Annotated in this window: 23 protein-coding genes; 18 read left to right on the top strand and 5 right to left on the bottom strand. The window is 66.9% G+C overall.

The window, feature by feature from the left end; translation table 11 throughout:
- Positions 1–1,026: an NAD(P)H-dependent glycerol-3-phosphate dehydrogenase gene (locus tag ACCQ05_RS20590; RefSeq protein ID WP_372392315.1), complete on the top strand. Its 1,026-nt coding sequence runs from the start codon at positions 1–3 to the stop codon at positions 1,024–1,026.
- 423 nt (positions 1,027–1,449) lie between these two features.
- Here ACCQ05_RS20590 and ACCQ05_RS20585 read toward each other — a convergent pair whose 3' ends face one another.
- Entirely contained in the window at positions 1,450–2,046 is a 597-nt protein-coding gene (locus tag ACCQ05_RS20585; protein ID WP_064507944.1) for an OmpO family porin, read from the bottom strand.
- Positions 2,047–2,410: 364 nt separating this feature from the next.
- On the opposite strand from ACCQ05_RS20585, the gene poxB reads away from it, so the two are divergent.
- The 6 genes from poxB to ACCQ05_RS20555 all read left to right on the top strand — a co-directional run bounded on the left by poxB (position 2,411) and on the right by ACCQ05_RS20555 (position 9,893).
- Positions 2,411–4,120, top strand: a complete 1,710-nt coding sequence (gene poxB, locus ACCQ05_RS20580) for a ubiquinone-dependent pyruvate dehydrogenase (protein ID WP_372394199.1) — start codon at positions 2,411–2,413, stop codon at positions 4,118–4,120.
- 49 nt (positions 4,121–4,169) lie between these two features.
- On the top strand, positions 4,170–5,612 hold the full coding sequence (locus ACCQ05_RS20575) for a sensor histidine kinase (protein WP_372392314.1): 1,443 nt from the start codon (positions 4,170–4,172) through the stop codon (positions 5,610–5,612).
- On the top strand, positions 5,597–6,943 hold the full coding sequence (locus tag ACCQ05_RS20570) for a sigma-54-dependent transcriptional regulator (RefSeq protein ID WP_372392313.1): 1,347 nt from the start codon (positions 5,597–5,599) through the stop codon (positions 6,941–6,943). Before ACCQ05_RS20575 ends, ACCQ05_RS20570 begins: the two co-directional genes overlap by 16 nt.
- Positions 6,944–7,128: 185 nt before the next feature.
- Positions 7,129–7,833: a hypothetical protein gene (locus ACCQ05_RS20565; protein WP_372392312.1), complete on the top strand. Its 705-nt coding sequence runs from the start codon at positions 7,129–7,131 to the stop codon at positions 7,831–7,833.
- 93 nt (positions 7,834–7,926) lie between these two features.
- Positions 7,927–8,565, top strand: a complete 639-nt coding sequence (locus tag ACCQ05_RS20560; RefSeq protein ID WP_372392311.1) for a hypothetical protein — start codon at positions 7,927–7,929, stop codon at positions 8,563–8,565.
- Positions 8,566–8,669: 104 nt separating this feature from the next.
- Positions 8,670–9,893 carry an MFS transporter gene (locus ACCQ05_RS20555; protein ID WP_372392310.1) on the top strand — a complete coding sequence of 408 codons (1,224 nt, stop codon included), beginning with the start codon at positions 8,670–8,672 and terminating at the stop codon, positions 9,891–9,893.
- 315 nt (positions 9,894–10,208) lie between these two features.
- On the opposite strand, the gene ACCQ05_RS20550 is transcribed toward ACCQ05_RS20555, so the two are convergent.
- Together ACCQ05_RS20550 and ACCQ05_RS20545 are read right to left on the bottom strand one after the other, a co-directional pair.
- On the bottom strand, positions 10,209–10,685 hold the full coding sequence (locus tag ACCQ05_RS20550; RefSeq protein WP_372392309.1) for a tRNA (cytidine(34)-2'-O)-methyltransferase: 477 nt from the start codon (positions 10,683–10,685) through the stop codon (positions 10,209–10,211).
- A 26-nt stretch (positions 10,686–10,711) separates the two neighbouring features.
- Positions 10,712–11,173: an XAC0231 family protein gene (locus ACCQ05_RS20545; RefSeq protein ID WP_228963231.1), complete on the bottom strand. Its 462-nt coding sequence runs from the start codon at positions 11,171–11,173 to the stop codon at positions 10,712–10,714.
- 384 nt (positions 11,174–11,557) lie between these two features.
- Here ACCQ05_RS20545 and ACCQ05_RS20540 point away from each other — a divergent pair, with 384 nt between their 5' ends.
- The 4 genes from ACCQ05_RS20540 to ACCQ05_RS20525 all read left to right on the top strand — a co-directional run bounded on the left by ACCQ05_RS20540 (position 11,558) and on the right by ACCQ05_RS20525 (position 15,290).
- A complete protein-coding gene (locus ACCQ05_RS20540) occupies positions 11,558–11,878 on the top strand; it encodes a DUF4156 domain-containing protein (protein ID WP_104541164.1) in 321 nt (106 codons plus the stop codon).
- A 101-nt stretch (positions 11,879–11,979) separates the two neighbouring features.
- Positions 11,980–12,996 (top strand): 3-oxoacyl-ACP synthase III, encoded by a 1,017-nt coding sequence (locus ACCQ05_RS20535; protein WP_104541163.1) that lies wholly within the window; start codon positions 11,980–11,982, stop codon positions 12,994–12,996.
- Positions 12,997–13,079: 83 nt separating this feature from the next.
- Positions 13,080–14,219, top strand: coding sequence for a protein adenylyltransferase Fic (fic, locus tag ACCQ05_RS20530; protein WP_372392308.1), 1,140 nt, complete (start codon positions 13,080–13,082; stop codon positions 14,217–14,219).
- A gap of 144 nt (positions 14,220–14,363) precedes the next feature.
- Entirely contained in the window at positions 14,364–15,290 is a 927-nt protein-coding gene (locus tag ACCQ05_RS20525) for an alpha/beta fold hydrolase (RefSeq protein ID WP_372392307.1), read from the top strand.
- 226 nt (positions 15,291–15,516) lie between these two features.
- Here ACCQ05_RS20525 and ACCQ05_RS20520 read toward each other — a convergent pair whose 3' ends face one another.
- Complete coding sequence (locus ACCQ05_RS20520; protein ID WP_228315516.1) at positions 15,517–15,900, bottom strand: YkgJ family cysteine cluster protein; 384 nt, start codon at positions 15,898–15,900, stop codon at positions 15,517–15,519.
- A gap of 635 nt (positions 15,901–16,535) precedes the next feature.
- Here ACCQ05_RS20520 and oleC point away from each other — a divergent pair.
- The 6 genes from oleC (at position 16,536) to ACCQ05_RS20490 (ending at position 23,219) form a co-directional block, all read left to right on the top strand.
- Entirely contained in the window at positions 16,536–18,188 is a 1,653-nt protein-coding gene (gene oleC / locus ACCQ05_RS20515; RefSeq protein ID WP_372392306.1) for an olefin beta-lactone synthetase, read from the top strand.
- A gap of 99 nt (positions 18,189–18,287) precedes the next feature.
- Positions 18,288–19,298: a 2-alkyl-3-oxoalkanoate reductase gene (oleD, locus tag ACCQ05_RS20510; protein ID WP_104541158.1), complete on the top strand. Its 1,011-nt coding sequence runs from the start codon at positions 18,288–18,290 to the stop codon at positions 19,296–19,298.
- Between the two features lie 64 nt (positions 19,299–19,362).
- Complete coding sequence (locus ACCQ05_RS20505) at positions 19,363–19,521, top strand: DUF1328 domain-containing protein (RefSeq protein ID WP_003468167.1); 159 nt, start codon at positions 19,363–19,365, stop codon at positions 19,519–19,521.
- Between the two features lie 517 nt (positions 19,522–20,038).
- Positions 20,039–20,683, top strand: coding sequence for a ubiquinone biosynthesis accessory factor UbiJ (locus tag ACCQ05_RS20500; protein WP_372392305.1), 645 nt, complete (start codon positions 20,039–20,041; stop codon positions 20,681–20,683).
- Positions 20,680–22,353, top strand: a complete 1,674-nt coding sequence (gene ubiB, locus ACCQ05_RS20495; protein ID WP_228963238.1) for a ubiquinone biosynthesis regulatory protein kinase UbiB — start codon at positions 20,680–20,682, stop codon at positions 22,351–22,353. Before ACCQ05_RS20500 ends, ubiB begins: the two co-directional genes overlap by 4 nt.
- Before the next feature lie 95 nt (positions 22,354–22,448).
- Positions 22,449–23,219 (top strand): pseudouridine synthase, encoded by a 771-nt coding sequence (locus tag ACCQ05_RS20490; RefSeq protein ID WP_372392304.1) that lies wholly within the window; start codon positions 22,449–22,451, stop codon positions 23,217–23,219.
- 457 nt (positions 23,220–23,676) lie between these two features.
- On the opposite strand, the gene ACCQ05_RS20485 is transcribed toward ACCQ05_RS20490, so the two are convergent.
- A complete protein-coding gene (locus tag ACCQ05_RS20485; RefSeq protein WP_372392303.1) occupies positions 23,677–24,216 on the bottom strand; it encodes a DUF2059 domain-containing protein in 540 nt (179 codons plus the stop codon).
- 90 nt (positions 24,217–24,306) lie between these two features.
- Here ACCQ05_RS20485 and arfB point away from each other — a divergent pair, with 90 nt between their 5' ends.
- Positions 24,307–24,738 carry an alternative ribosome rescue aminoacyl-tRNA hydrolase ArfB gene (arfB, locus tag ACCQ05_RS20480; protein ID WP_047694425.1) on the top strand — a complete coding sequence of 144 codons (432 nt, stop codon included), beginning with the start codon at positions 24,307–24,309 and terminating at the stop codon, positions 24,736–24,738.

The following is a 24,738-nucleotide window of genomic DNA, read 5'->3' as shown; positions in this document are numbered from 1 at the left end:
ATGAGCGATTCGACCCACAAGATCGCCGTTCTCGGCGCCGGTTCCTGGGGCACGGCCCTGGCCGCGCTCCTGGCCAGGCACGGTCACCCGACCGTGCTGTGGGGGCGCGATGCGGCGATGGTGGATGCCATCGACCGCACCCACGAGAACGTGCGTTACCTGCCCGGCATTGCGCTGCCCGACAGTCTGCGCGCCACCACCGACCTACAGACGGCCGTCGCCGACGCCGCCTGGATTCTGGTGGTGGTGCCCTCGCATGCCTTCACCGAAACGATCCGGCTGATCGCCCCGTTGCGTCCGGCCAACGCCGGCGTGGCATGGGCGACCAAGGGGTTCGAACCCGGTTCCGGACGCTTCCTGCATGAAGTGGCGCGCGATCTGCTCGGCCCGGCGGTTCCGCTGGCCGTGGTCACCGGGCCATCCTTCGCCAAGGAGGTCACGCTCGGATTGCCGACCGCCATCACCGTGCATGGCGAGGACGCCGCGTTCGCGCAGGTCGTGGCCGATGCGATGCATGGCCCCACGTTCCGCGCCTACACCGGCGATGACATGGTGGGTGCCGAACTGGGTGGCGCGATGAAGAACGTGCTGGCCGTGGCCACCGGTGTGGCCGACGGCATGCAGCTTGGTCTCAACGCCCGTGCCGGGCTGATCACGCGGGGTTTGAACGAGATGCTGCGCCTGGCCGCGGTGATCGGTGCCCGTCCGGAGACTTTGATGGGACTGGCCGGGTTGGGCGATCTGGTGCTCACCTGCACCGGCGATCTGTCGCGCAACCGCCGGCTGGGCCTTGCGCTGGGGCGTGGGCAGAGCCTGAGCGATGCGATCCGCGAGATCGGTCAGGTGGTCGAATCGGTGCAGACGGCCGACGAGGTCATGCGCCAGGCCGAGCAGCACGGTATCGAATTGCCGATCTCCAACGCCGTGCGCGCGGTATTGCATGGCGAGATGACCCCGGAGGCCGGTTTGCAGGGCCTGCTGGCACGCGAGCGCAAGCCCGAGTATCCGCAGACCTTGTTTACCTGATCGTTCGCATGCCGATGGCGGCAATGTGATTGAAGCAACCAAAACGCCCGGCATTGCCGGGCGTTTTGGTTGGAGGGGGAGCGTCGTTCGCCGCTGCGTCGAACCCGCAAGGGCAGCAGGAGTGCGCCTTGGCGCAGTACCGCATTGCCTTGGTGGTGATCGCGCATCCATGATGCCTGTGCGCCGAGGTGGTCCCGCGCTGCGCCTTGCGGTGTCGCCACGATCGTCTTGGCGCATCGATATGGCCGACATGCGACATGCCAGCGGGTGGCCAATCGCTGATCGACCGGCAATGCCAGCGATGGCCGACCGTCGCGCCAAGGCGCACCGCCACCGATCGCCCAAAAGAAAGAAGCCCGGTCGGGGGACCGGGCTTCCGATGCAGCGCGGGAGAGAGAGTCGCGCTGCAGTCAAACGTGCGGCTTACCAGCTGAAGCGCGGGCCGACCGACCATTCCTTGTTGCCGTCGCCATCCATGCGGATGTCGCCGTTGATGCCCCAGTTCTGGTTCAACTTCACCTGGGCGCCAAGGCGGCCGTAGAAGTTGTCGCCGATGTCGATGCCACGCTTCTTGGAGAAATCTTCGTAGCCAGCCAGGGCATAGACTTCGAAGTGTTCGCCGAAGGCATTACGCAGACCGGCTTCCACGCTGTAGCCGTCGAAGCTGATGTTGGGGGTATCCAGGTCCAGCTTGCGGTACGCAACTCGCGCAACGAAGTCGGTGCTGGTGGCGATCTCGTGGTTGTAGCCCACACCCACGCCCCACTGCTGGAAGTCGGAGTTGGAGCTTTCGAACACGTTGTCGTTGTCGTCGGCGTTCTGCTTGCTGTAGTCGCCGAACACGTGGAAGTTCGGAGCGACGGCGTACGAAGCCTTCAGGCCCCAACCGTCTGCATCGCGACCTTCGGTCGGGGTGCGCACGTAGTCGCCTTCGACGAAATTGTAGGAGAGGTTTTCGGCAGCGGAGGCCGCAAACGGCAGGGCTGCAAGAAGGCCGAGGGCCAGCAGAGAAGTCTTCATGATCGAGATACCTGTACTTATTGGTTTGGGCCGGCGCTGAGGCGGATGCCGTTCGCTGCCGAGATGTAAATTCTCCGTTATTCGATGGAACGCGACATGAATTCTGGACTGAGCAGTTGATGAATCATCGCGCCAGATTCAGCTGCGCTTTCTTGTGGTGGCTTGTCGATGCGCGTAGTGCCCAGGCAAAGCGTGACGTGCTGGTGCTTATGTGACCATGGATCGGCAGAAGGCTGAAAAAGCCGCAGAAACGACAATTCTTGCGCGTCGTCGGTCCACCAGCACATTGCAGTGACATGGTCGCTGGGAGCATTGCAGTTCGTTGAACCAACAGCGGAGCTGCATCGTGGGCAAGAAGAAGACGTTGGCGCGGTTGCTGGCCGAGACGCTGCAGAGCGCGGGCGTGGAGCGGATCTGGGGCGTGACCGGCGACAGCCTCAATGGGTTGACCGATGCCTTGCGCGAGATGCAGACGATCAAGTGGATGCATGTGCGCCACGAGGAAGTGGCCGCGTTTGCCGCAGGCGCCGAGGCGGCGGTGACGGGCAAACTGGCGGTGTGCGCGGGCAGTTGCGGGCCGGGCAATCTGCATCTGATCAACGGGCTGTTCGACTGCCATCGCAGCCGCCAGCCGGTGCTGGCGATCGCCGCGCATATCCCCTCGTCCGAAATCGGCCTGAGTTACTTTCAGGAAACCCATCCGCAGGAATTGTTCGGCGAGTGCAGCCACTTCGTCGAGCTGGTCACCAACCCGGCGCAGCTGCCGGAAGTGCTGCACCGGGCGATGCGTACGGCCATCCTGCAGCAGGGAGTGGCGGTGGTGGTGATTCCCGGCGATATCGCGTTGCTGGAGGTGGACAAGCACATGTCCAGCGCGTGGCCGGCGCTGCGTGCGCCGCGCGTGCTGCCGGCTGCCGAGGATGTACAGCAGCTGGCCGAGCTGCTGCAGCAGAGCAAGGCGGTCACCCTGTTGTGCGGCAGCGGGTGTGCCGATGCGCACGACGCGGTCGTGGCGCTGGCCGATACGCTGGGCGCGCCGATCGTGCATGCGCTGCGCGGCAAGGAATACGTGGAGTGGGAAAATCCCTTCGATGTGGGCATGACCGGCTTGATCGGTTTCAGTTCCGGCTACCACGCCATGCTCAACTGCGACACCTTGCTCATGTTGGGCACGGATTTTCCGTATCGGCAGTTCTATCCCAAGGATGCCACCGTCGTACAAGTGGACCGCGACCCGGGCGCGCTGGGGCGGCGCACGCCGCTTCAACTAGGCATTGCGGCGGATGTGGGCGAAACCATCGCGGCCTTGTTGCCGCAGTTGCAGCGCCGGGACGATCGCCGCTTTCTTGAAAAATCGCTGGAGCACTATCGCAGCGCACGCGACGGACTGGATGACCTGGCAGTGCCCGCCGATCCGGGCGAACCGCTGCATCCGCAGTTCGTCACCCGGCTGATCAGCCAGATCGCCGATCAGGATGCGGTGTTCACCTGCGATGTCGGTACGCCCACCGTGTGGGCAGCGCGTTATCTGCGCATGAATGGCAAGCGCCGCCTGCTGGGGTCCTTCAATCATGGCTCGATGGCCAATGCCATGCCGCAGGCGCTGGGCGCACAGGCGGCGTTTCCCGGGCGTCAGGTGATTTCGTTGTCCGGCGATGGCGGCTTTGCGATGCTGATGGGCGACTTCATCTCGCTGGCGCAACTGAATCTGCCGGTGAAGGTGGTGGTGTTCAACAATGCCTCGCTCGGCTTCGTGGCGATGGAGATGAAGGCGGCCGGTTATCTGGATACCGGCACCGAGTTGCGTAATCCGGACTTTGCCGCAATGAGCAATGCGATGGGCATCCTGGGCATCCGTGTCGATGAGTCCTCGCAGCTGGAGCGCGCGTTGCGGCAGGCATTTGCGCATTCCGGGCCGGCGCTGGTGGATGTGCGTATCGCCAGCCAGGAGCTGGCGGTGCCGCCGGCTATCAAGCTCGAACAGGCCAAGGGCATGGGCCTGTACATGCTCAAGGCGGTGATGAGCGGGCGCGGTGATGAGGTGTTGCAGCTGGTCAAGACCAATCTGCGTTGAGGCAGCGGCCGCGCTGCACATTACCGCCTGATCTTCCTGGGGTCGTTCGATGCCTCGTTCGCTGCTGCGGCAATTGCTGTTGATCTGGGTGGTCATCGTGGCCGCCTGTGTGGGCGTGGCCACGATGTTGTACGGCTTGTACCAGCAGACCGAGGGCGTGCGGCTGGAGGAAGCGCGCCAGCAAGTGAGCGCGCAATGCGCGCGCATCGTGCAGCGGTATGCCGGGGCGAGCGAGGCGGCGCGCACCGGCGACGATGGAATCGGCCTGGCCGCCGTGGTGGTGCAGCTGGTGCTGGCCGACGCGCCGGGTGTCGAAGGTGGCGTCTGGGACCTGCACCGGGGCTTCATCGCCTACGCGTACCCCACCTACGATGGGAGCGACCACAAGACCGATATTCCCGCGGCCGAATGGACCACCATCGTGGGCACGGCGCAGCAGGCGGTGAAGGACAGGACTGCCGTTCAGTACCGTCGGGCTGGTCGCCGCGAAGTGCTGCTGATCAGCGCCTGTCCGCTGGTGTCGGGCAGTGCGGCATGGACGATGACGCGGGTACCGGCCAGCAAGGCCGATGCCTGGCGCCCGCTGGTCGTCGGCATGCTGTTGATCTTCGCGATGGTGGCGGTCTCGGCGATTGCGCTGGGGCTGGTGGTGCGGCGCTGGAGCCAGCGCTTGCGGCGTATCGAGCAGGCACTGGCGGCCGATGCGCAGACGCCGCACATCCCGCCCACCGGCGCGCCGGAACTGGATCGGCTGGGCGCGGCGGTCAACGACTACGCACAACGCAACGCACAGGCGCTGGCACAGACGCGTCGCCTGGCCGACGAGCTATCGCGGCATGAACGCCTGGCCGCGCTTGGCCGGATGACGGCCACGGTGGCGCACGAGATCCGCAACCCGATCGCCACGATGCGGCTGGCGGTGGAGAACGAGATCGCCCAGCGTGATGCCACGCCCGACGCGGCCGCCCACGCCGAGATCATGCTGGCGCAGATCCAGCGCCTGGATGGAGTGGTCGAGAGCCTGCTCGGCATGGTGCAGCCGATCCGTCTGCAACTGGAGACAGTGGAGGTGCAGGCCTGGTTGGGTGCGCTGCTGGCCCCGGACCTGTTGCCACCGGACATGCCACCGCCCCGCCTGCAGGTGCCGGCGGCGCCGCTGCGCTGGACACTGGATCGGCAGCAACTCGGGCGCGCGGTGCACAACCTGTTGCGCAATGCCGTACAGCACGCCGAGCCGGGCAGCGAGGTGACGCTGCAGGCGGCAGAAGCCGATGGCGTGCTGCAGCTGCGGGTCTCCAACCGTGGCGCGGCGATCGCCGAGCCGATCGCCGCGCAGCTGTTCGAGCCGTTCGTCAGCGGGCGCAGCGACGGCAACGGGCTCGGGCTGGCGCTGGTGCGCGAGATCGTGCGCGCGCACGGCGGGCAGGTGCGCTACGCACACACCGACGGGCTGACCGATTTCATCGTGGAGCTGCCATGGCGCGCATCCTGATCATCGACGACGATGCGGCGTTTAGCACGACCTTGCAGGCCACCTTGCGCTCGCTCGGCCACACCGTGGTCGCCGCCGACAATGGGCCGGACGGGCTGGCGCGACTGAGCGAAGGCGGTATCGACATGGCGTTCGTGGATTTCCGCATGCCCGGCATGGATGGCATCGAGGTCCTGCGGGCGCGCCTGGGCGATGCGCAGGCGCGCCAGGTGCCGCTGGTGATGCTCACCGCGCATGTGTCCAGCGGCAACACCATCGAGGCGATGACGCTGGGCGCCTTCGATCATCTGGTCAAGCCGGTGGGGCGCGCAGACATCGTCGAAGTGGTACAGCGCGCGCTGCTGAGCCGCGTGCACGACACGGCAGCTGAGACCGATGAGATCACCCAACCGGCCGAGGAAGACGATGCCCTGGTCGGGCACAGCCCGGCGATGCGCACCGTGCACAAGCGCATCGGGCTGGCGGCCGCGTCCGACCTGCCGGTACTGATCACCGGCGAAACCGGTACCGGCAAGGAGTTGGCCGCGCGTGCGCTGCATCGCGCCAGTGCGCGTGCCAACGCGCCGTTCGTTGCGGTCAATTGCGCGGCCATCCCGCTGGAGTTGATGGAAAGCGAGTTGTTCGGCCACCGCAAGGGTGCGTTCTCCGGCGCCGGCAGTGACCGGCTCGGGCTGATTCGCGAGGCCGATGGCGGCACCCTGTTCCTGGACGAAATCGGCGACATGCCGCTGCCGATGCAGGCCAAGCTGCTGCGCTTCCTGCAGGAAGGCGAGGTGACGCCGTTGGGGGGCAGTGGCCCGCAGAAGGTGGACGTGCGGGTGTTGGCCGCCACCCACCGCGATCTGGCGGCCTGCGTGGCCGACGGGCGGTTTCGCAGCGACCTGCGCTATCGCCTGAACGTGGTGCCGATCGAACTGCCGCCGTTGCGCGAGCGGGGCCAGGACATCCTGCTGCTGGCGCAGTACTTCCTGCGCGGCGGCACGAGGCGGGGGCAGGGGATGTCGTCGGCGGCGCAGGAACGGCTGCTGGCGCACCGCTGGCCGGGCAACGTGCGCGAGTTGCGCAATGTCATGCAGCGCAGCCAGGTGTTGGTGCGCGGTACCAGCATCGATGCGCCCGACCTGGACGAGGCGTTGGCCGATGCCGGCGAACCATCGCCACCGTCGACCCCGGCGCCGGTCGGGAGCCTGCCCGAGGCGGTGGCGCGCCTGGAGCGGGAGATGATCCAGGCGGCGCTGGCACAGAGCCTGGGCAACCGGGCCGAGGCGGCGCGTCGGCTGGGCATCCACCGGCAGCTGCTCTATCGCAAACTGGAGGAATACGGGTTGTGACGCCTGCGCACGCTCCACCGTCGGCTCCGGGGTGTCCCCAAAGCGGACAAGGTGGATGAAATCAAGACGTCTGCGTTCGCTGACTTGTGCAGCAATTCCCTTATAAAACAGCCAATTATCGGTTGGCACGATTGCTGCTGTGGTATTGGCACGCGGCCCCTTTCCGCCGCGCCGGAGACATTCCCATGATGCGTCAGACCGTTCTTGCACTCGCCCTGGCCTGCACCATCGGCGCCGCTGCCGCCCAGGTTGGTGCGCCACCCCCGCCGCCGCCCGTCGCCGCCGCGCCGGTGAGCGTGAACGGCAGCGTCGAGCGCTTCATGCTCAATCCCAATGGCGATATCGACGGCCTGTGGCTGCGCGATGGCACCCAGGTGGGCTTCCCGCCGCACCTGTCCAGCGAGGTGAAGACTGCCGTGCGTGCCGGCGACAGCGTCGTGGTGCAGGGCTTCCGGCTGGGCAACTTGCCGGTGCTGCAGGCCAGCTCGATCCGCTCCAGCCGCAGCGGCCGCGAGGTGGTCGATCGCCCGCCCACCTTCGGCGCGCCGCCACCGCCGCCGCCGACTCCCGGCCAACTGACGCCGCTGCAGTCCCACGGCACCATCCAGCGCCTGGTGTACGGGCCTGCCGGCGAGGTCCATGGCGCGCTGGTCAGCGATGGCAGCGTGGTCCGGATGCCGCCGCACCGGGCGCTGCAGTTCACCGACCTGCTGCGCGTGGGCGCGCCGCTGAGCGCCAACGGTTTCGGCGTGGCCACCGCGGACGGCCGCGCCATCGAAGCCACCCAGCTGGGCCGTGACCGCGCCTCGCTGCGCGCGTTGTTCACCGCGCCGCGTCCGGACGGCCCGCTGCCGCCGCCGGGCGCTCCGGTGCCGCCGGCCGTTCGCTGAGCCGGCAGGTTCCTCGTTCGTAACTCCGCTGGCCACGCACCTGCGCGGCCAGCGGTTCGACCGGCCGTGCCGGTCGCTTTTTTGGAGTCCTCCATGCATTGGGTCGATCCTGATTTCCTTCCCGAAACCCGCGGCACCCTGGCGCGTTTCCTGCTCAATCCCAAGGCCGATATCGATGGCCTGCTGCTGACCGACGGCACCGAGGTACACACCCCGCCGCACCTGTCGGCGGCCCTGCTCAAGGCGCTCAAGCCGGGCAGCGCATTGACCGTGCGTGGCCTCAAGCCGCGCGATGTCCACATGCTGGTGGCGCTGGCGATCGACCCGCAGGGTGGCAAGCGCATCGTCGATGAGGGCCCGCACGGGCCGCACGCCAAACCCACGCCCAAGCCGCCGGCCGGCAAGCCGCCCAAGCCGCAGCTCACCCAGCACGCCGGCACCATCGCGCGGCTGTTGCACGGCTCGCACGGGCAGGTGCATGGCGTGTTGCTCGACGACGAGGTGACGGTGCGGTTTCCGCCGCACGCCGGCGCGCAGTTCGCCAGGCAATTGGTGGTCGGCAAACCGTTGGTTGCCGAAGGCGATACCAAGGCAACCCCGCACGGCCTGCTGATCCATGCCCATGCCTTGGGCGGCAAGGCGGCGACGCTGAAGCAAATCGCGCATCCGCCGCACGGCCCTGCACACAAACCCAAGCCCAAACCCAAGCCCAAGCCCAAGCCCAAGCATTAGGAGCCGGACATGCAGCCACCGTGTTCGGTCGAGATGGTTGCCCTCCGGTCGGTCACGCACGCCGGCCTGTGTGCCGGCGTTGCATCGCATGGCCGAGCACTGCCATGCCGATGACCAAGGCCAGGCCGCGCGGTACACGCGCACTGGAAGCGCTGCATTTCAGCGTGGCCGATGTGCAGGACGGGCTGGGGCCGTTTCTCAGCGTGTTTCTGCAGTCCAGGGGATGGTCGGTGGCGGCGATCGGCACGGTGATGAGCGTGGGTGGCATCGCCGGCATGCTCGCCACCACGCCGGCCGGCGCGCTGGTCGATGCTACCCGGCGCAAGCGCGCGGTGGTGGTGATTGGCTGCGTGGCGATCCTGCTGGCCACCGCGCTGATCTGGCTGCGGCCCACCTCATCCGGTGTGGTCGCCGCGCAGATCGCCTCGGCGCTTGCGGCGGCCGGCATCGGCCCGGCATTGACCGGGATCACCCTGGGGTTGGTGCACGCGCGCGGCTTCGACCATCAGCTGGCACGCAACCAGGTCGCCAACCATGCCGGCAACATGCTGGCCGCAGTGCTGGCCGGATGGTTGGGGTGGCGCTACGGATTTGGTGCGGTGTTTGCGCTGACGGCGGTGTTTGGTGTGCTGGCACTGGCGGCAGTGCTGGCGATTCCGGCCAATGCCATCGATCACCGTGCCGCACGTGGCCTGCGCCATGCCGACGGCGCAGACACGCTGGGCGGCTGGCGGGTCTTGCTGACCTGCCGCCCGTTGGCGCTGCTGGCCGTCACGCTGGGGCTGTTCCATCTCGGCAACGCCGCGATGCTGCCGCTGTACGGCATGGCGATCGTGGCGGCGCACGCCGGCGACCCGAGCGCGCTGACCGCCACCACGATCGTGGTGGCGCAGGCCACGATGGTGGTGGTGGCTTTGCTGGCGATGCGCTGGATCCGGGTGCACGGGCACTGGTGGGTGTTGTTGGTGGCCTTCCTGGCCTTGCCGCTGCGCGCGCTGGTGGCCGCCTCGGTGATCCATGGCTGGGGCGTGTTCCCGGTACAGGTGCTCGATGGTCTGGGCGCCGGGCTGCAGAGCGTGGTGGTGCCGGCCCTGGTGGCGCGCCTGCTGCAAGGCACCGGCCGGGTCAATGTCGGCCAGGGCGCGGTGATGACGGTGCAGGGGATTGGCGCAGCACTGAGCCCGGCGTTCGGTGGCTGGCTGGCGCATGCCTTCGGTTATCGCATCGCGTTCCTGACCCTGGGCGCGATCGCGTTGCTGGCGGTGGCGCTATGGGCCGGCTGCCGCGGCATGGTGCAGGCGGCCACCGGTCTGCAGCCGGCAGCGTGATGCGCGCGTGCGCTCACGCGGGGCGCAACGCTGAAGGAAGGTGCGCGGCGGCCAGCGCTTGTTCAAGGCGATGCGACGCCAACGCTGGCCAGCGTCGATCCGGTGCTGGCGGCGACAGACAACAAGAATGCATTCGCGCAGGAAACTCGCGAAGGGCCAGGAAATGCTGAGACATGCAGGGGCAACACTGCGGATGCCCTTCCACGCAAAGTCTGCAATGGTCGGCGCAGCATGCGCGGTACATTGGAAACGGCGCCGGGGCGTAATGGATGCCGATGCCAGCCGCTGCGTGCTGGTCGCTGTTGCCGGGTGTGGTTACTGGCCGCCGGCAAAGTTCCATTGCCGCCAGGCTTCGAACACCATCACCGCCACGGTGTTGGACAGGTTCAAGCTGCGGTTGTCCGGGCGCATCGGCAGCCGTAGCCGGTGCTGCGGCGGGATCGACTCCAGCACTTCGGCCGGCAGGCCGCGGGTTTCCGGGCCGAACAGGAACGCATCGCCATCGGCAAATTGCGGGGTGTCGTAACGCACGGTGCTGCGCGTGCTCAGCGCAAAGACGCGCCGGGGCGCGATGGCCGCCAGGGCCGTCGGCAGATCGGCATGCACCTTGAGCGGCGCATATTCGTGATAGTCCAGGCCGGCGCGCTTGAGCTGCTTGTCGCTGAGGTCGAAGCCCAGCGGCTCGATCAGGTGCAGGCGCGCGCCGGTATTGGCGCACAAGCGGATCACATTGCCCGTGTTGGGCGGAATTTCCGGTTGAAACAGGATGACATCGAGGACAGGTGTTGGCATGCGCGCAAGTGTAGCCGCGCGCGTGCTCAGAGGCTGATGGCGGCGCCGACCAGTGCTTCCAGTTCGGCCGGCGAGGGCTGCAGCTGCGGCACCGGCAGGTTGACGATGACCTGGCCCATCAGCGCGCCGATCGCGGCAGCTGCCTGGCTGGAGGCGGCCTGGGCGGTCGCTGCGCTGCTGCGCACGACCAGTTCGGCACGCTGTTCGGCCGAGGGGCGCACCTGCACTGCCGCGAGAGTGACGACACGCGGGCCAGCCTGTTCGGCGGCCAGGGCGGCCAGCTGCTCGGCCGAGGGGCGCACCTGCACGGCGGCCAGGGTGCGGATGTCGCTGTTGCGTTCCAGCGTCTGCTGGGCGATCTGGTCGGCAGCCGGGCGCACCTGCACGGTGTCCAGCGTGGTGACGGTGGCGGCCTGGGCGAAACCGGTCAGGGAGGTGCCGGCAAGCAGGGCGGCGGAGAGGGCGATGCGCAGGGTCTGAGCGTTCATGGCGGGGTCTCTTGGTGTGTGTGATAAGTGGTGTGGTAGTAAGGTAGTACACCGTTTCGGTAAGCGCAAGAACTTTCGCGTTTCTTTTTCTAAGATTCAGCAGAAATTCATTTTTCAGCCGATGACGCGGTTGCCCGATAACCGGAGCAAACGGCGTGCCAGCTTTATGTATTTGTTTTCAATGAGTTTCTTGAGAGGCGATGGTGTCCGTGTCCGGACACCCGGACGCGGCGTCCGGCAACCGATGGCGCCACGGTGGTGGCGCGCGAAGCGGGCCGGCGTGTTCGAACGTGCTGAATGCGGCTTACGGCCTGCGCCCGGCCGCGCGCTTGGCGACCGGGCAACTGCGGCACAATCCGGTTTTGCCCTCAGGTGTGACGACGTATGCGCGTGCTGATGCTGTCTGTTCTGCTTGCCACCACCGCCGCGGCATGCACCTGGGTGCCGATCGAGCAGAGCGGCAAAGGCGTGCAGGTGCTGCCCGCAGGGCCGGTCCCGGCAGGCTGCCAGCAGCAGGGCGAGGTGGTGGTGTCGGTCAAGAGCAAGGTCGGCTTCTACAACCGCAACCCCCTGCGCGTGCAGGAAGAACTGGAAACGCTGGCGCGCAACGAGGCCCCGGGCGCCAATGCCAATGCGGTCCAGGCGCAGGGTCAACCGGCCGACGGAAGCCAGCGCTTCACCGCTTTCCGCTGCCCGCCGCGCTGAACCGTTGGGCTGGGGCGGGGGCGATTCAATTGTAAAGATGCGGTAAAACCGGCCAGCAGCTAGACTAGCGCCCCCTCGCCTGACGCCATGGCGCTACTTCGATGCTCTTCCAGAATGTCTCCATCGCGGGACTGGCGCACATTGATGCGCCGCACACGCTGACTTCCAAGGAAATCAACGAGCGCCTGCAACCGACCTACGACCGTCTCGGGATCAAGACCGACGTGTTGGGCGACGTTGCCGGCATCCATGCACGGCGGCTGTGGGATCAGGATGTCCAGGCATCCGACGCCGCCACCCAGGCTGCGCGCAAGGCGTTGGTCGATGCCGGGATCGGGATCGAGAAGATCGGCCTGCTGGTCAACACCTCGGTCAGCCGCGACTACCTGGAGCCGTCCACGGCCTCCATCGTGTCCGGCAACCTGGGCGTGGGCGACCACTGCATGACGTTCGATGTCGCCAACGCCTGCCTGGCCTTCATCAACGGCATGGACATCGCCGCGCGCATGCTCGAGCGCGGGGAGATCGACTACGCGCTGGTCGTCGATGGCGAGACCGCCAACCTGGTCTATGAAAAGACCCTGGAGCGCATGACTTCGCCGGACGTCACCGAAGAGGAGTTCCGCAACGAGCTGGCCGCGTTGACCCTGGGCTGCGGCGCCGCCGCCATGGTGATGGCGCGCTCGGAGCTGGTGCCGGACGCACCGCGCTACAAGGGCGGGGTGACCCGCTCGGCCACCGAGTGGAACAAGCTGTGCCGGGGCAACCTGGACCGCATGGTCACCGACACCCGCCTGCTGCTGATCGAAGGCATCAAGCTGGCGCAGAAGACCTTCCTGGCCGCCAAGCAGGTGCTGGGCTGGGCGGTGGACGAGGTGGACCAGTTCGTCATCCACCAGGTCAGCCGCCCGCACACCGCCTCGTTCGTGAAGTCGTTCGGCATCGACCCGGCCAAGGTCATGACCATCTTCGGCGAGCACGGCAACATCGGGCCGGCCTCGGTGCCGATCGTGTTGAGCAAGCTCAAGGAGCTGGGCCGCCTGAAGAAGGGCGACCGTATCGCCCTGATGGGGATTGGTTCTGGACTGAACTGCTCGATGGCGGAAGTGGTTTGGTAAATGCTGTAGGGACGTGTTAAAAAAAATGGATTTTTAGAACTCGTCTCTGCATCATGTTCGTTCCCGCAACATGAGCAGGTGACATGGACGACACATCCGCTTTCGATCCGACCAAGCCCCACAATGCGCTTCCGCCGCTGCCGCCGGCGGGAGACATCGAAACCCGCAGCCTGCTCAAGGCTTGCATTGTTGCCCGCACCGCCCTGGCCGAGTTGAAACAAGCCACGGCGTTGTTGCCTAACCCAACGGTGTTGATCAACACGATTCCGGTCCTGGAAGCGCAAGCAAGTTCGGAGATCGAAAACATCGTCACGACCACTGACGATTTATTTCGGTACGCAGACGATCAGGAGCGCGCCCAAAATCCCGCGACCAAAGAAGCGCTGCGTTACCGCAGTGCGCTGCACGAAGGATTTCAATCGCTTCAGCAGCGGCCGCTATGTACTGACACTGCAGTAGTGGTATGCAGCCGCATCAAGGCGGTGCAAATGCAGATTCGTCGGGTACCGGGTACTGCGCTGGCCAACGACCAGATTCAGCAGATCATCTATACCCCGCCGGTGGGCGAAACGCTGCTGCGCGACAAACTCGCGAACTGGGAGCGCTTCATCCACGACCACACCGAGGTTGATCCCCTGATCCGGATGGCAGTGGCGCATTACCAATTCGAAGCAATCCACCCATTTACCGATGGCAACGGTCGCACCGGGCGAGTATTGAATCTGCTGATGCTGATCGAACAGGGGTTGCTCGATGTTCCGGTGCTGTATCTGTCGCGCTACATCCTCCGCCACCGCAGCGATTACTACCGCCTGCTGCTGGACGTGACGCGGCATGGGCACTGGGCCGAGTGGATTGATTACATGCTTGCTGCCGTCGCGGAGACCGCTGCCTGGACAACTGCGAAAATTCAGGCGATCCGCGGCCTGGAGGCACAGGCGCGCGATCACGTTCGCCTTCTTGCACCCAGGGCATATAGCCGCGAGCTTGTCGATGTGATTTTCAATCAACCCTATTGCCGCATTCAGAACGTGGTGGATGCGCTCAGGGTGACGCGTCAGACAGCAGCGCGTCATCTCAAGGAGTTGGTGGATATCGGCGTGCTCAAGGAGCAGCGCTTGGGCAAGGAGAAGTTGTTCCTGCATCCTGCCTTCCTGCAATTACTCTCTGCCGACAGTCATCAACTGCCGCCTTACCGAGCAAGCCCGCAAGAAGCACAATGATCTCTACGATTCCTGCAAATGTATGCCAATCGCTGCCGTTTGATGTGGAGGGACACGTGATCGCTGCAGGAGTCTTTATCCGCATCGCCCGGGCCAACGCCAGCGCGATCTGGCTCTTCTCGAAATAAATCGGATCCTTTTGGCATGAACTACCCCGGCTATCCCTTCACCCCCAAGCGCCTTGAGGTGCGTCCCGGCATTGCGATGTCGTACCTGGACGAAGGCCCGCGCGATGGCGAGGTGGCGTCTGCAGAGGTGATTGTCATGCTTCACGGCAATCCGTCGTGGAGCTATCTGTGGCGACATCTGGTGAGCGGCTTGTCCGATCGCTACCGCTGCATCGTGCCCGACCACATCGGCATGGGCCTGTCCGACAAGCCCGACGATGCGCCTGACGCGCAGCCGCGTTACGACTACACCCTGCAATCGCGCGTGGACGACCTGGACACGCTGTTGCGGCACCTGGGCATCACCGGCCCGATCACGTTGGCGGTGCACGACTGGGGCGGCATGATCGGCTTCGGTTGGGCGTTGTCGCACCATGCGCAGGTCAAGCGGCTGGTGATCACCAACACGGCGGCCTTTCCGCTGCCGCCGGAAAAGCCGATGCCCTGGCAGATCGCGATGGGACGCCATTGGCGGCCGGGCGAATGGTTCATCCGCACCTTCAACGCGTTCTCGTCCGGCGCCTCCTGGCTGGGCGTGTCGCGACGCATGCCATCGGCCGTGCGCCGCGCCTACGTGGCGCCGTACAACAGCTGGCGCAATCGCATTTCCACCATCCGCTTCATGCAGGACATCCCGCTGTCGCCGGCCGACAAGGGCTGGTCGTTGCTGGAACGCTCGGCGCAGGCATTGCCCTCGTTCGCCGACCGCCCTGCGTTCATTGCCTGGGGCCTGCGCGACATCTGCTTCGACAAGCACTTTCTGGACGGTTTCCGCCGTGCGCTGCCGCAGGCCGAGGTCACCGCGTTCGACGATGCCAATCACTACGTGCTGGAAGACAAGCATGAGGTACTGGTGCCGGCGATCCGGGCGTTCCTTGAGCGCAATCCGCTCCAGCGCGTGTAGCGCACCGCACGCACGTGTGCATCGAAGACGACGACGGGCCTTTCGCGCGTCGCCGCCTCTGCCCGGGCCGTGCTTCACTCAAGGTGTCTGCGGCTCGTCGCTGAGCCGTACGGCCGGGGCTGTGCGGGGAGCCGCACTGCAGTGCATGCTGCGCGGCCAAGGCTGTGCCCGTAGAGCGCCAGCTTCCCGCACTGGAAAAGCGCGCGCCGGCGCGGCGCGCTGAACCTTACAGGGTCGGCAGCGGATTGCGCTGCGCGTCGTCCACACCGACCCAGTCGGCTTCGGTCAATGCATGCAGGCCATGCGCCAGGCGCGATTTGTCGCACTGCGCGCTGCGCTGGCCGAATTCCAGCGAGGCCGGCACGGCTGCGCAGGAGGACGGGCGGCGGTCGTGGATGCTGCAGCGGCTGTAGCGGCCGATGTCGGCATCCAGCGCGATACAGCGCGGCTGCGACTGCGAGGTGCCGCGCATCACCCGTTCGTGGGTGCGTAGCGCGTCGGTCAATTCGATCGGCACCCTGCCGCCCAGCGCGGGATCGGCTTCGCTCCAGTGGAAACTGACGCGGAAATAGGCGCAGCAGGCGCCGCAGGTAAGGCAGGGATGTGCCATGGCATGCCGGGCCTTGCGCGGCAAAACAAACGTGGAGAGCGCGGCATTCTGACCGAATTGCGCGCTGACACAAGGGGCGCCTGCGTGGCCCCATTAGCGGTTCATTGGGCGGCGGCGTGGCAAGGGCCTGCCTGCCGAGGGCAGGACCAGAACGGGGTTCGGCTGGGCCGCCATCCGCGGCGGCGGTCGGGCAGCGCCGATCTGCCGCTTGCCCTGCGACACCGCGCCGCCTTGCCGCGTTCGCCAGCAGTGTGGACGGCGACATGCTCTGCAATGGTGCCATCGTCGTTGCAGCATCGCTGATTGCAGCACGTGGCCAGCCCGGAGCGACGCACACGCCGTGCGCCGAGCGCCTGCTCCCATGGGTGCGCATGGAGAGCGTGCAAATGAATTACCGATGTCCAACGACACGCCCTGCTTGCGCAGCTGCGGTCACGTGTTGGGGTGCCGAGAGCCGTGCGACGCGTCTCCATCGCGTCTACATCCAGGCCTCGTGCATGAGTACCGCCACGCTCCTACCTGTGTTGCGGCTTGCCCGTCGCACAGGGCGATCGTTCCCAGCGCAGGCAGAAAAGGCTGTGCAAGTTTTTCGCACGCAGGCCCGTAACTGCCGCGTTATCCGCGATAATCACGCGATGACCAGTCCCTGCAATATCGCGGCCACGCTGCCGCAGCTGGCGCGCGAGCGCCCCGACCAGATTGCCATCCGTTGCCCGGGGCGCCGCGGCGCCAATGGGTTTGCGGCCTACGATGTGACCTTGAGCTATGCCGAACTGGACGCGCGCAGCGATGCGATTGCGGCCGGGCTGGCGGTGCACGGCATCGGCCGCGGCATGCGCACGGTGGTGATGGTGCGGCCGTCGCCGGAGTTCTTCCTGCTGATGTTCGCGTTGTTCAAGGCCGGTGCGGTACCGGTGCTGGTGGACCCGGGTATCGACAAGCGCGCGCTCAAGCAATGCCTGGATGAAGCGCAGCCGCAGGCCTTCATCGGCATTGCGCTGGCGCAGCTGGCGCGGCGATTGTTGCGTTGGGCGCGGTCCGCGCAGCGGATCGTCACCGTCGGCGGCCGTTACGGCTGGGGCGGGGTGACCCTGGCGCGGGTGGAGCGCGATGGGGCTGGCGCCGCGGCGCAGCTGGCCGAGACCGCGGCCGATGATGTGGCGGCGATCCTGTTCACCAGCGGCTCGACCGGCGTGCCCAAGGGCGTGGTGTACCGGCACCGGCATTTCGTCGGACAGATCGAATTGCTGCGCAACGCCTTCGGCATGCAGCCTGGCGGCGTGGATCTGCCGACCTTTCCGCCGTTCGCCTTGTTCGACCCGGCGCTGGGGCTGACCTCGGTGATTCCGGACATGGATCCGACCCGCCCGGCCACGGCCGACCCGCGCAAGTTGCACGACGCAATCGCACGCTTCGGTGTGACCCAGCTGTTCGGCTCGCCGGCGCTGATGCGCGTACTCGCGGACTACGGACAGCCGCTGCCCAACGTGCGCCTGGCCACCTCCGCTGGTGCGCCCGTGCCGCCGGATGTAGTGGCGAAGATCCGCGCGCTGCTGCCTGCCGATGCGCAATTCTGGACGCCATACGGTGCGACCGAATGCCTGCCGGTGGCGGCGATCGAGGGCCGCACCCTGGATGCCACGCGTGCGGCCACCGAGGCCGGTGCCGGCACCTGTGTCGGCCAGGTGGTCGCGCCCAACCAGGTGCGCATCATCGCCATCGACGATGCGCCGATCGCCGAGTGGAGCGGCGCACGCGTCCTGGCAGCGGGCGAGGTGGGCGAGATCACCGTCGCCGGGCCCACTGCCACCGATACCTATTTCAACCGCGATGCGGCCACCCGTATCGCCAAGATTCGCGAGCGCTGCAGCGACGGCAGCGAGCGGGTCGTGCATCGCATGGGCGATGTCGGCTATTTCGATGCGCAAGGCCAATTGTGGTTCTGCGGCCGCAAGACCCACCGCGTGGAAACCGCCACCGGTCCGCTGTACACCGAACAGGTGGAGCCGGTGTTCAACGTGCACCCACAGGTGCGTCGCACCGCCTTGGTCGGCGTCGGTGCGATTGGACAACAGCAGCCGGTGCTGTGCGTGGAGTTGCAGCCGGGCGTGCCGGCCTCGGCATTTGCGCAGGTGGAAACCGCGTTGCGCGCGCTGGGCGCGGCGCAGGCGCACACCGCCGGCATCACGCGCTTCCTGCGCCATCCGGGCTTTCCGGTGGATATCCGCCACAACGCCAAGATCGGCCGCGAGACCTTGGCGGTGTGGGCGGCGCAACAGCGTGGATAACGGTCTGCAGCAAACCCACTGGCGGCGTGTCGGCGGGCCATTCGCCAAGGCGATGGCGGCCGGCTATGGTGTGCTCCCTCCAATGAACGGTATGGCGCGATGAAGGTATTGGTGACTGGCGGTGGCGGCTTCCTGGGCCAGGCGCTGTGCCGCGGCCTGCGCGCGCGCGGGCATGAGGTGGTGAGCTTCCAGCGTGGCGATTACCCGGTATTGCAGACGCTGGGCGTGGGCCAGATCCGCGGCGATCTGGCCGACCCGCAGGCGGTGCGGCATGCATTCGCCGGTATCGATGCGGTGTTCCACAACGCGGCCAAGGCCGGTGCGTGGGGCAGCTACGACAGCTACCACCAGGCCAACGTAGTGGGCACGCAGAACGTGCTCGATGCCTGCCGCGCCAACGGCGTGCCGCGGTTGATCTACACCTCCACGCCCAGCGTCACCCATCGCGCCACCAACCCGGTGGAAGGACTGGGCGCCGACGAAGTGCCGTATGGGCAAGACCTGCGCGCCGCGTATGCCGCCACCAAGGCGATCGCCGAACGCGCGGTGCTGGCGGCCAACGACGCGCAGCTGGCGACGGTGGCATTGCGCCCGCGCCTGATCTGGGGGCCGGGCGACAATCATCTGCTGCCGCGTCTGGCGGCGCGCGCACGTGCCGGGCGGTTACGCATGGTGGGTGATGGCAGCAACCTGGTGGACAGCACCTACATCGACAACGCTGCGCAGGCCCACTTCGATGCGTTCGAACATCTTGCGCCGGGCGCGGCCTGCGCCGGCAAGGCGTACTTCATTTCCAACGGCGAGCCGCTGCCGATGCGCGAGTTGCTCAACCGCCTGCTGGCTGCGGTGGACGCGCCGGCGGTGACGCGTTCGCTGTCGTTCAAGACCGCCTACCGGATCGGCGCGGTGTGCGAGACCTTGTGGCCATTGTTGCGTCTGCCAGGCGAAGTGCCGCTGACGCGATTTCTGGTGGAGCAGCTGTGCACGCCGCACTGGTACAGCATGGAGCCGGCGCGCCGCGACTTCGGCTATGTACCGCGCATCAGCATCGAAGAGGGACTCAACCGCTTGCGATCCTCATCTTCCAACGACATTGCCATCACCCGATAAAGACTGCTGCATCCACAAGATACGTCTGCGCCGATTCGGCACGACAACTTTTGGAATCATTGCCATGCTGCATTACGCCATCATCTTCTTCGTCATCGCCATCATTGCCGCTGTGCTGGGCTTCAGCGGCATCGCCGGTGCGGCGACCAACATCGCCTGGATCCTGTTCGTGGTGTTCCTGATCCTGGCAGTGATCTCGATGTTCCGTCGCGGCAAGGTATAACGCCTCACGCACGCTACGTCCCGGCAGCGGCGCTGCCGATCGGCGCGCGATGGCCCGCTTCCGCAAGGAGGCGGGCCATCTGCGTTGTGGCACTCCGCCAAGCCTGGGATGCGCGCTACAGGCGTTCCACAGAGCGCGCCCGCGTCGCCGCCCGCCAGCGATGCCTCGCCGATGGCGATACGTCCAAGCTGCCGATCAGAGCGAGCGATGCAGGATTGGGCGGCACACGCTTCACCTCGCACACTGCGCGCGGCTGCTGCTTGGTGCACGTTACGGATGAGAGCGTCCTACGGCCGGATCGCCAGGCGCCGCTGCGCATGCGCGTGCCTCACGCTCCGGTCGACATGGACCATGTGCGCAAGCGTTCGGCCAGCCAGGCGGAGTTGGCACCGGCCACAGCCGGCTTGAGACGTCGATATCATGGTCGTGCCTTCGTACCTGGCACGCAGCGGCAGCAGCAGCGGCAGGCAGACCGCCGTCAGGCGGCTGCGACATGCGGTGGCGGTAGAATGCCGCCATGCCCGGATCATTCTTCGACTCATTCAAGCCCCTCGCCGGCCAGGCCCTGCAGGCAGCGCTCAACCGCGCGCTGGCACTGGACCCGGATACCCGCGACGCCCTGCTGCCGCTGGAAGGCCAGCGCATCGCGCTGACCCTGGACGCGCCCGCCCTGGCGCTGCAGATCCGCGTGCACGAACGCCGGCTGCTGGTTGGGCCGGTCGACCCGGCGCAGGAACCGGACCTGGCGGTGCGCAGCAGCCTGGCCGGCCTGCTTGGGCAATTGCCGTTGCTGGCCAACGCGCGCCGCAGCGGTGCGCCGGCGGGGCGGCTCAAGGTCTCTGGCGATGCGGAGCTGGCGCGTCAGCTGCAGCAGCTGGCCGGGCGCTTCGATCCGGATTGGCAGCTGCCGTTCGTGGCGGTGTTTGGCGAGATCCTGGGCGTGCAGATCGCCGGCGCGGTGCGTGCCGCCTTGCAGCAGGTACGGCGCAGCGCGGTGGATCTGGCGCACAGCGCGGCCGAATTCGTCACCGAAGAATCGCGCGATGTGGTGCCGCGTGCCGAGCTTGAGGCTTTCCACGATGACGTGGACGAGCTGCGCGACGCTGTCGAACGCCTGGCTGCACGCGTCACCCGCCTGCGCGCCGCCGGAGGCGCGGCATGAAGGCGATCCTGCGGGCCAGCCGCATCGGCCGTGTGATTCTGCGCTACCGGTTGGATGCCTTGCTCGAAGGCACCCCGGCCGAGCGCTGGTTGCGCCTGGCCAAACCGTTCGTGCCGCGTGCCAGTGCCGAAATCGCCGCACAATCGCGCGGTGCGCGGCTGCGGCTGGCCTTGCAGGAGCTTGGGCCGATCTTCGTCAAGTTCGGGCAGATCCTGTCGACCCGGCGCGACCTGATTCCGGCCGACGTGGCCGAAGAACTCACCTTGCTGCAGGACCGGGTCAAGCCGTTCGACGGCGAGGCCGCCCGGCTGATCGTCGAAGCTGCGCTGGGCCTGCCGGTCAGCGTGGCGTTCGCCTCCTTCGACACCGTGCCGCTGGCATCTGCCTCCATCGCGCAGGTTCATGCGGCCACGCTGCCGCCCGACGCCAACGGCGTGCGCCGCGCGGTGGTGGTCAAGGTGCTGCGCCCGGACATCGAGCGCCAGATCGATGCCGATATCGCGCTGCTGCACTCGCTGGCCACGCTGGTCGAACGCACCCATCCGCGCGCCGAGAAGATCCGCCCACGCGAAGTGGTGGCCGAGATCGAAGGCACCCTGGCTGCCGAACTGGACCTGCAGCGCGAAGGCGCCAACGCCAGCGTGCTGCGCCGGTTCTGGGAAGGCTCGGACGATCTGTACGTGCCGGAAGTGATCTGGTCGCACACCGCCGAGCGCGCGCTCACGCTGGAGCGCGTGTACGGCATTCCCTCCGACGACATCGCCAGGCTCGATGCGGCCGGCATCGATCGCAAGGCGCTGGCGGCCAAGGGCGTGCGCGTGTTCTACACCCAGGTGTTCCGCGACAACTTCTTCCACGCCGATGCGCATGCCGGCAACATCTGGGTCGATGCGGACCCGGAGCGCCGCCTCAATCCGCGCTTCATCGCGCTGGATTTCGGCATCATGGGCCAGCTCTCGCAGGAAGATCAGTACTACCTGGCCGAGAACTTCATGGCGATCTTCCACAAGGATTACCGCCGCATGGCCGAGCTGCACGTTGAAGCGGGCTGGATGCCCTCGAACGTGCGCATCGACGAACTGGAAGCGGCAGCGCGCTCGGTGTGCGAGCCGTATTTCACCCGGCCGCTGTCGGAAATCTCGCTGGCGCAGGTATTGATCAAGCTGTTCCGCGTGGCGCAGCGCTACGAGCTGACCTTGCAGCCGCAGCTGATCCTGCTGCAGAAGACCTTGCTCAACATCGAAGGGGTGGGCCGCCAGCTCGACCCCAAGCTGGACATCTGGGCGGTGGCGCGTCCGGTGCTCGAACGCATCCTGCGCGAGCGCTACAGCCCGCGCCGCGTGCTCGGCGAGCTGGGCAAACGGCTACCGGAGATCATGACCCATGCGCCGGACATGCCGCGCCTGGTGCACAGCTGGCTGAAACAGCAGGTGGAAGGCCGCCATCAGCTGGAGATCCGCTCCACCGAACTGCGCGCGCTGGAATTGAGTCTGCGCAAGCTGCAGACCCGCGTGGTCACCGCCATCACCGGCAGCGGGCTGTTGGTGGTCGCCGCGGTGCTGTACGGCCTGCATCCGGACGGCTGGTACCTGGGCACGGTGCCGGTGTGGAGCTGGATCAGCGGCGGCGCCGGCTCGGCCGCATTGCTGGTGGCCTGGCTGCGCCGCTAGGCGGCGCGTTGGCTGCGCCGCGCACGCCCTGCGGTGCGCGGCGCCAGTGCGCTGCCGGAGAGCGGCATGGGCCAGCGCGGGGCAGTGCCGACGCAGTGGCACGCGGTGTCAGCGATGCGGATAATCCGCCGGTGAGCACATCCCCCAAGCATCTGCAGATTCTCTACCAGGACGAGGTCCTGGCCGTCGTCGACAAACCCGCGGGCCTGATGGTCCACGACAGCAAGCTGGCGCGTGGGGAAGACGACTTCCTGGCCGACCGCCTGCGCGAACAGCTGGGCCGGCCGATCTTCCTGGTGCACCGGCTCGACCGCGCCACCAGCGGCTGCCTGCTGCTGGCCTTTGATCGCGACAGCGCCAGCGCGCTGGGCAAGGCGCTGATGGCCGGCGAGGTGGACAAGCACTACCTGACCGTATGCCGCGGCTGGCCGGCCGAGGCGCAGTTCGTCGTCGACCACGACCTGGATGGCGGCCCGGGCAAACCGGTGAAAAAGCCGGCGGTGACCCATTTCCAACGTCTTGCCACCGGTGAGCTGGACATCCCGTCCACCGGGTTTACCACTTCGCGCTATGCGTTGCTGCGCTGCCAGCCACAGACCGGCCGCTTCCGGCAGATCCGCCGCCACATGAAGCACCTGTCGCATCACATGATCGGCGACACCAGCCATGGCGATGGCCGCCACAACCGCAGCTTCCGCATGCTCGGCATCCACCGCATGCTGCTGCATGCCGAACGCCTGGAATTTCCGCACCCGGCCGACGGCAGGCGTATCAGCGTCACCGCACCGCTGGATGTGGAATTTTCCAAGGCGTGTGCGTTGTTCGGGTGGGAGATGGCGGGGTTGGGAGTCATGCAGCCTGCGTGATGTGGCGTGCCTGGTTCGGAGATCGAGACGTCCACTCAGTCCGCTGGACATCCGCGCAAGCGTCCCTCACCCCAACCCCTCTCCCGCGGGCGGGAGAGGGGCTCAAGCACGCGAGCGGGATAGGGGCTCGGGCGCGCGAGCGGGAGAGGGGGCTTGAGCACGCGAGCGGGAAAGGGGCTCGGGCGCGCGGGCGGAAGAGGCGCTCGAGCGCGACGCCCAATGCTCGCCTCCCCGTGCTGCTTCCTTCCCCCGCCTGCGGGGGAAGGTGCCCGAAGGGCGGATGGGGGTCGGCTCGTAACAGGCGCTCTCCCGCAAAGAGAAGAACGCACCGTGTTCTTCCGTCACCGAACAGGTAGAGCACTGCCGTCACCAACAACGCAGTCCAATCCCACGCCCACACCCGTCGCAGCGATCACGCGGTTCCCACTCCCAAATCTCGATTCTCCAATCCCGCCCCTCAAGGCTTCCTTGCCGGGGCAGGCGTATTGACGATCTGCTCGAGATCCTTCTGCAGATCGGCAAACAGGGGCAGCATCTTCTGCTGGATGGCACCCATCAGGTTCTGGGTCAGCGCCGGGGTCTTGTCCAGCAGGCTCTGGCCGGCCGAGCTCTCGTAGAACTCGGCCATCGCCAGCACGTCCTCGCGCGAGAACGAGCGCTTGTAGATGTCCACGTACATCGGCCGCAGCTCCGACCAGGACAGCGCCTTGCGCACGGTCTGGCGGGTGCGCTCCTGGATGCGCTGCAGCTGTGCCTGCTGGGCGGCATCGAGCTGGCGCTGCGCGGTGAGCTGGGCGAACTGCTGCTGCTGCATCGCCTCGATCTGCGGCAACATGGTGTCCAGCATGGTCTGCGCGCGCGAGGCGGCCAGCAGGCGGTTGACGTCGGCATCGGTGGGCGCCTGCGCCAGCGCGGCCGGGGCGGCCAGGGCCAGCAAGGCGAGCAGCCTCAGGCGGCGCGCAAGGGCGCGTACGGCGGCGAGCGAATCGGGTGTCATCGGAGCATCCTGCAGTGGGAACCGGCCGCAGCATACGGGAAGCCGGCGTTCGCGCGCGCATGCATGCCGCTGCCGATACAATCGACGCGTATGGCCAGCGACCCGATCCAGATCACCCCCAGCCTGACGATTCCGCCCAGCGAACTCGTCGAACGCTTCGTGCGCGCCAGCGGCGCCGGTGGGCAGAACGTCAACAAGGTCTCCACCGCGGTGGAGCTGCGCTTCGACGTGGCTGGATCGCCGTCGCTGCCCGAGCCGTTGCGTGCGCGGCTGCTGTCGCGGCGCGACCGCCGCATGACCGCCGAGGGCGTGCTGGTGATCGACGCACAGCGCTTCCGCACCCAGGACCGCAACCGCGACGATGCGCGCGAGCGGCTGGCCGAGATCATCAGTGCGTGCCTGTCGGTGCCAAAGCGCCGGGTCGCCACCAAACCGAGTCATGGCGCCAAGCTGCGGCGGCTGGATGCCAAGCGTGAGCGCAGTCAGATCAAGCGTGGACGCTCGGCGTCCCACTGGGAGTAA

This window comes from Xanthomonas sp. NCPPB 3582, assembly GCF_041475735.2.
GTDB lineage: Bacteria > Pseudomonadota > Gammaproteobacteria > Xanthomonadales > Xanthomonadaceae > Xanthomonas > Xanthomonas codiaei.
This window is presented reverse-complemented; position numbering and strand designations above follow the sequence as displayed.

Excerpts from the sequence above, each read along its gene's own strand:
- ACCQ05_RS20590 (WP_372392315.1), top strand. The coding sequence starts at position 1 with ATGAGCGATTCGACCCACAAGATCGCCGTTCTCGGCGCCGGTTCCTGG.
- ACCQ05_RS20585 (WP_064507944.1), bottom strand. The coding sequence starts at position 2,046 with ATGAAGACTTCTCTGCTGGCCCTCGGCCTTCTTGCAGCCCTGCCGTTT.
- ACCQ05_RS20575 (WP_372392314.1), top strand. The coding sequence starts at position 4,170 with ATGCCTCGTTCGCTGCTGCGGCAATTGCTGTTGATCTGGGTGGTCATC.
- ACCQ05_RS20570 (WP_372392313.1), top strand. The coding sequence starts at position 5,597 with ATGGCGCGCATCCTGATCATCGACGACGATGCGGCGTTTAGCACGACC.
- ACCQ05_RS20565 (WP_372392312.1), top strand. The coding sequence starts at position 7,129 with ATGATGCGTCAGACCGTTCTTGCACTCGCCCTGGCCTGCACCATCGGC.
- ACCQ05_RS20560 (WP_372392311.1), top strand. The coding sequence starts at position 7,927 with ATGCATTGGGTCGATCCTGATTTCCTTCCCGAAACCCGCGGCACCCTG.
- ACCQ05_RS20555 (WP_372392310.1), top strand. The coding sequence starts at position 8,670 with ATGCCGATGACCAAGGCCAGGCCGCGCGGTACACGCGCACTGGAAGCG.
- ACCQ05_RS20550 (WP_372392309.1), bottom strand. The coding sequence starts at position 10,685 with ATGCCAACACCTGTCCTCGATGTCATCCTGTTTCAACCGGAAATTCCG.
- ACCQ05_RS20545 (WP_228963231.1), bottom strand. The coding sequence starts at position 11,173 with ATGAACGCTCAGACCCTGCGCATCGCCCTCTCCGCCGCCCTGCTTGCC.
- ACCQ05_RS20540 (WP_104541164.1), top strand. The coding sequence starts at position 11,558 with ATGCGCGTGCTGATGCTGTCTGTTCTGCTTGCCACCACCGCCGCGGCA.
- ACCQ05_RS20535 (WP_104541163.1), top strand. The coding sequence starts at position 11,980 with ATGCTCTTCCAGAATGTCTCCATCGCGGGACTGGCGCACATTGATGCG.
- fic (WP_372392308.1), top strand. The coding sequence starts at position 13,080 with ATGGACGACACATCCGCTTTCGATCCGACCAAGCCCCACAATGCGCTT.
- ACCQ05_RS20525 (WP_372392307.1), top strand. The coding sequence starts at position 14,364 with ATGAACTACCCCGGCTATCCCTTCACCCCCAAGCGCCTTGAGGTGCGT.
- ACCQ05_RS20520 (WP_228315516.1), bottom strand. The coding sequence starts at position 15,900 with ATGGCACATCCCTGCCTTACCTGCGGCGCCTGCTGCGCCTATTTCCGC.
- oleC (WP_372392306.1), top strand. The coding sequence starts at position 16,536 with ATGACCAGTCCCTGCAATATCGCGGCCACGCTGCCGCAGCTGGCGCGC.
- oleD (WP_104541158.1), top strand. The coding sequence starts at position 18,288 with ATGAAGGTATTGGTGACTGGCGGTGGCGGCTTCCTGGGCCAGGCGCTG.
- ACCQ05_RS20505 (WP_003468167.1), top strand. The coding sequence starts at position 19,363 with ATGCTGCATTACGCCATCATCTTCTTCGTCATCGCCATCATTGCCGCT.
- ACCQ05_RS20500 (WP_372392305.1), top strand. The coding sequence starts at position 20,039 with ATGCCCGGATCATTCTTCGACTCATTCAAGCCCCTCGCCGGCCAGGCC.
- ubiB (WP_228963238.1), top strand. The coding sequence starts at position 20,680 with ATGAAGGCGATCCTGCGGGCCAGCCGCATCGGCCGTGTGATTCTGCGC.
- ACCQ05_RS20485 (WP_372392303.1), bottom strand. The coding sequence starts at position 24,216 with ATGACACCCGATTCGCTCGCCGCCGTACGCGCCCTTGCGCGCCGCCTG.
- arfB (WP_047694425.1), top strand. The coding sequence starts at position 24,307 with ATGGCCAGCGACCCGATCCAGATCACCCCCAGCCTGACGATTCCGCCC.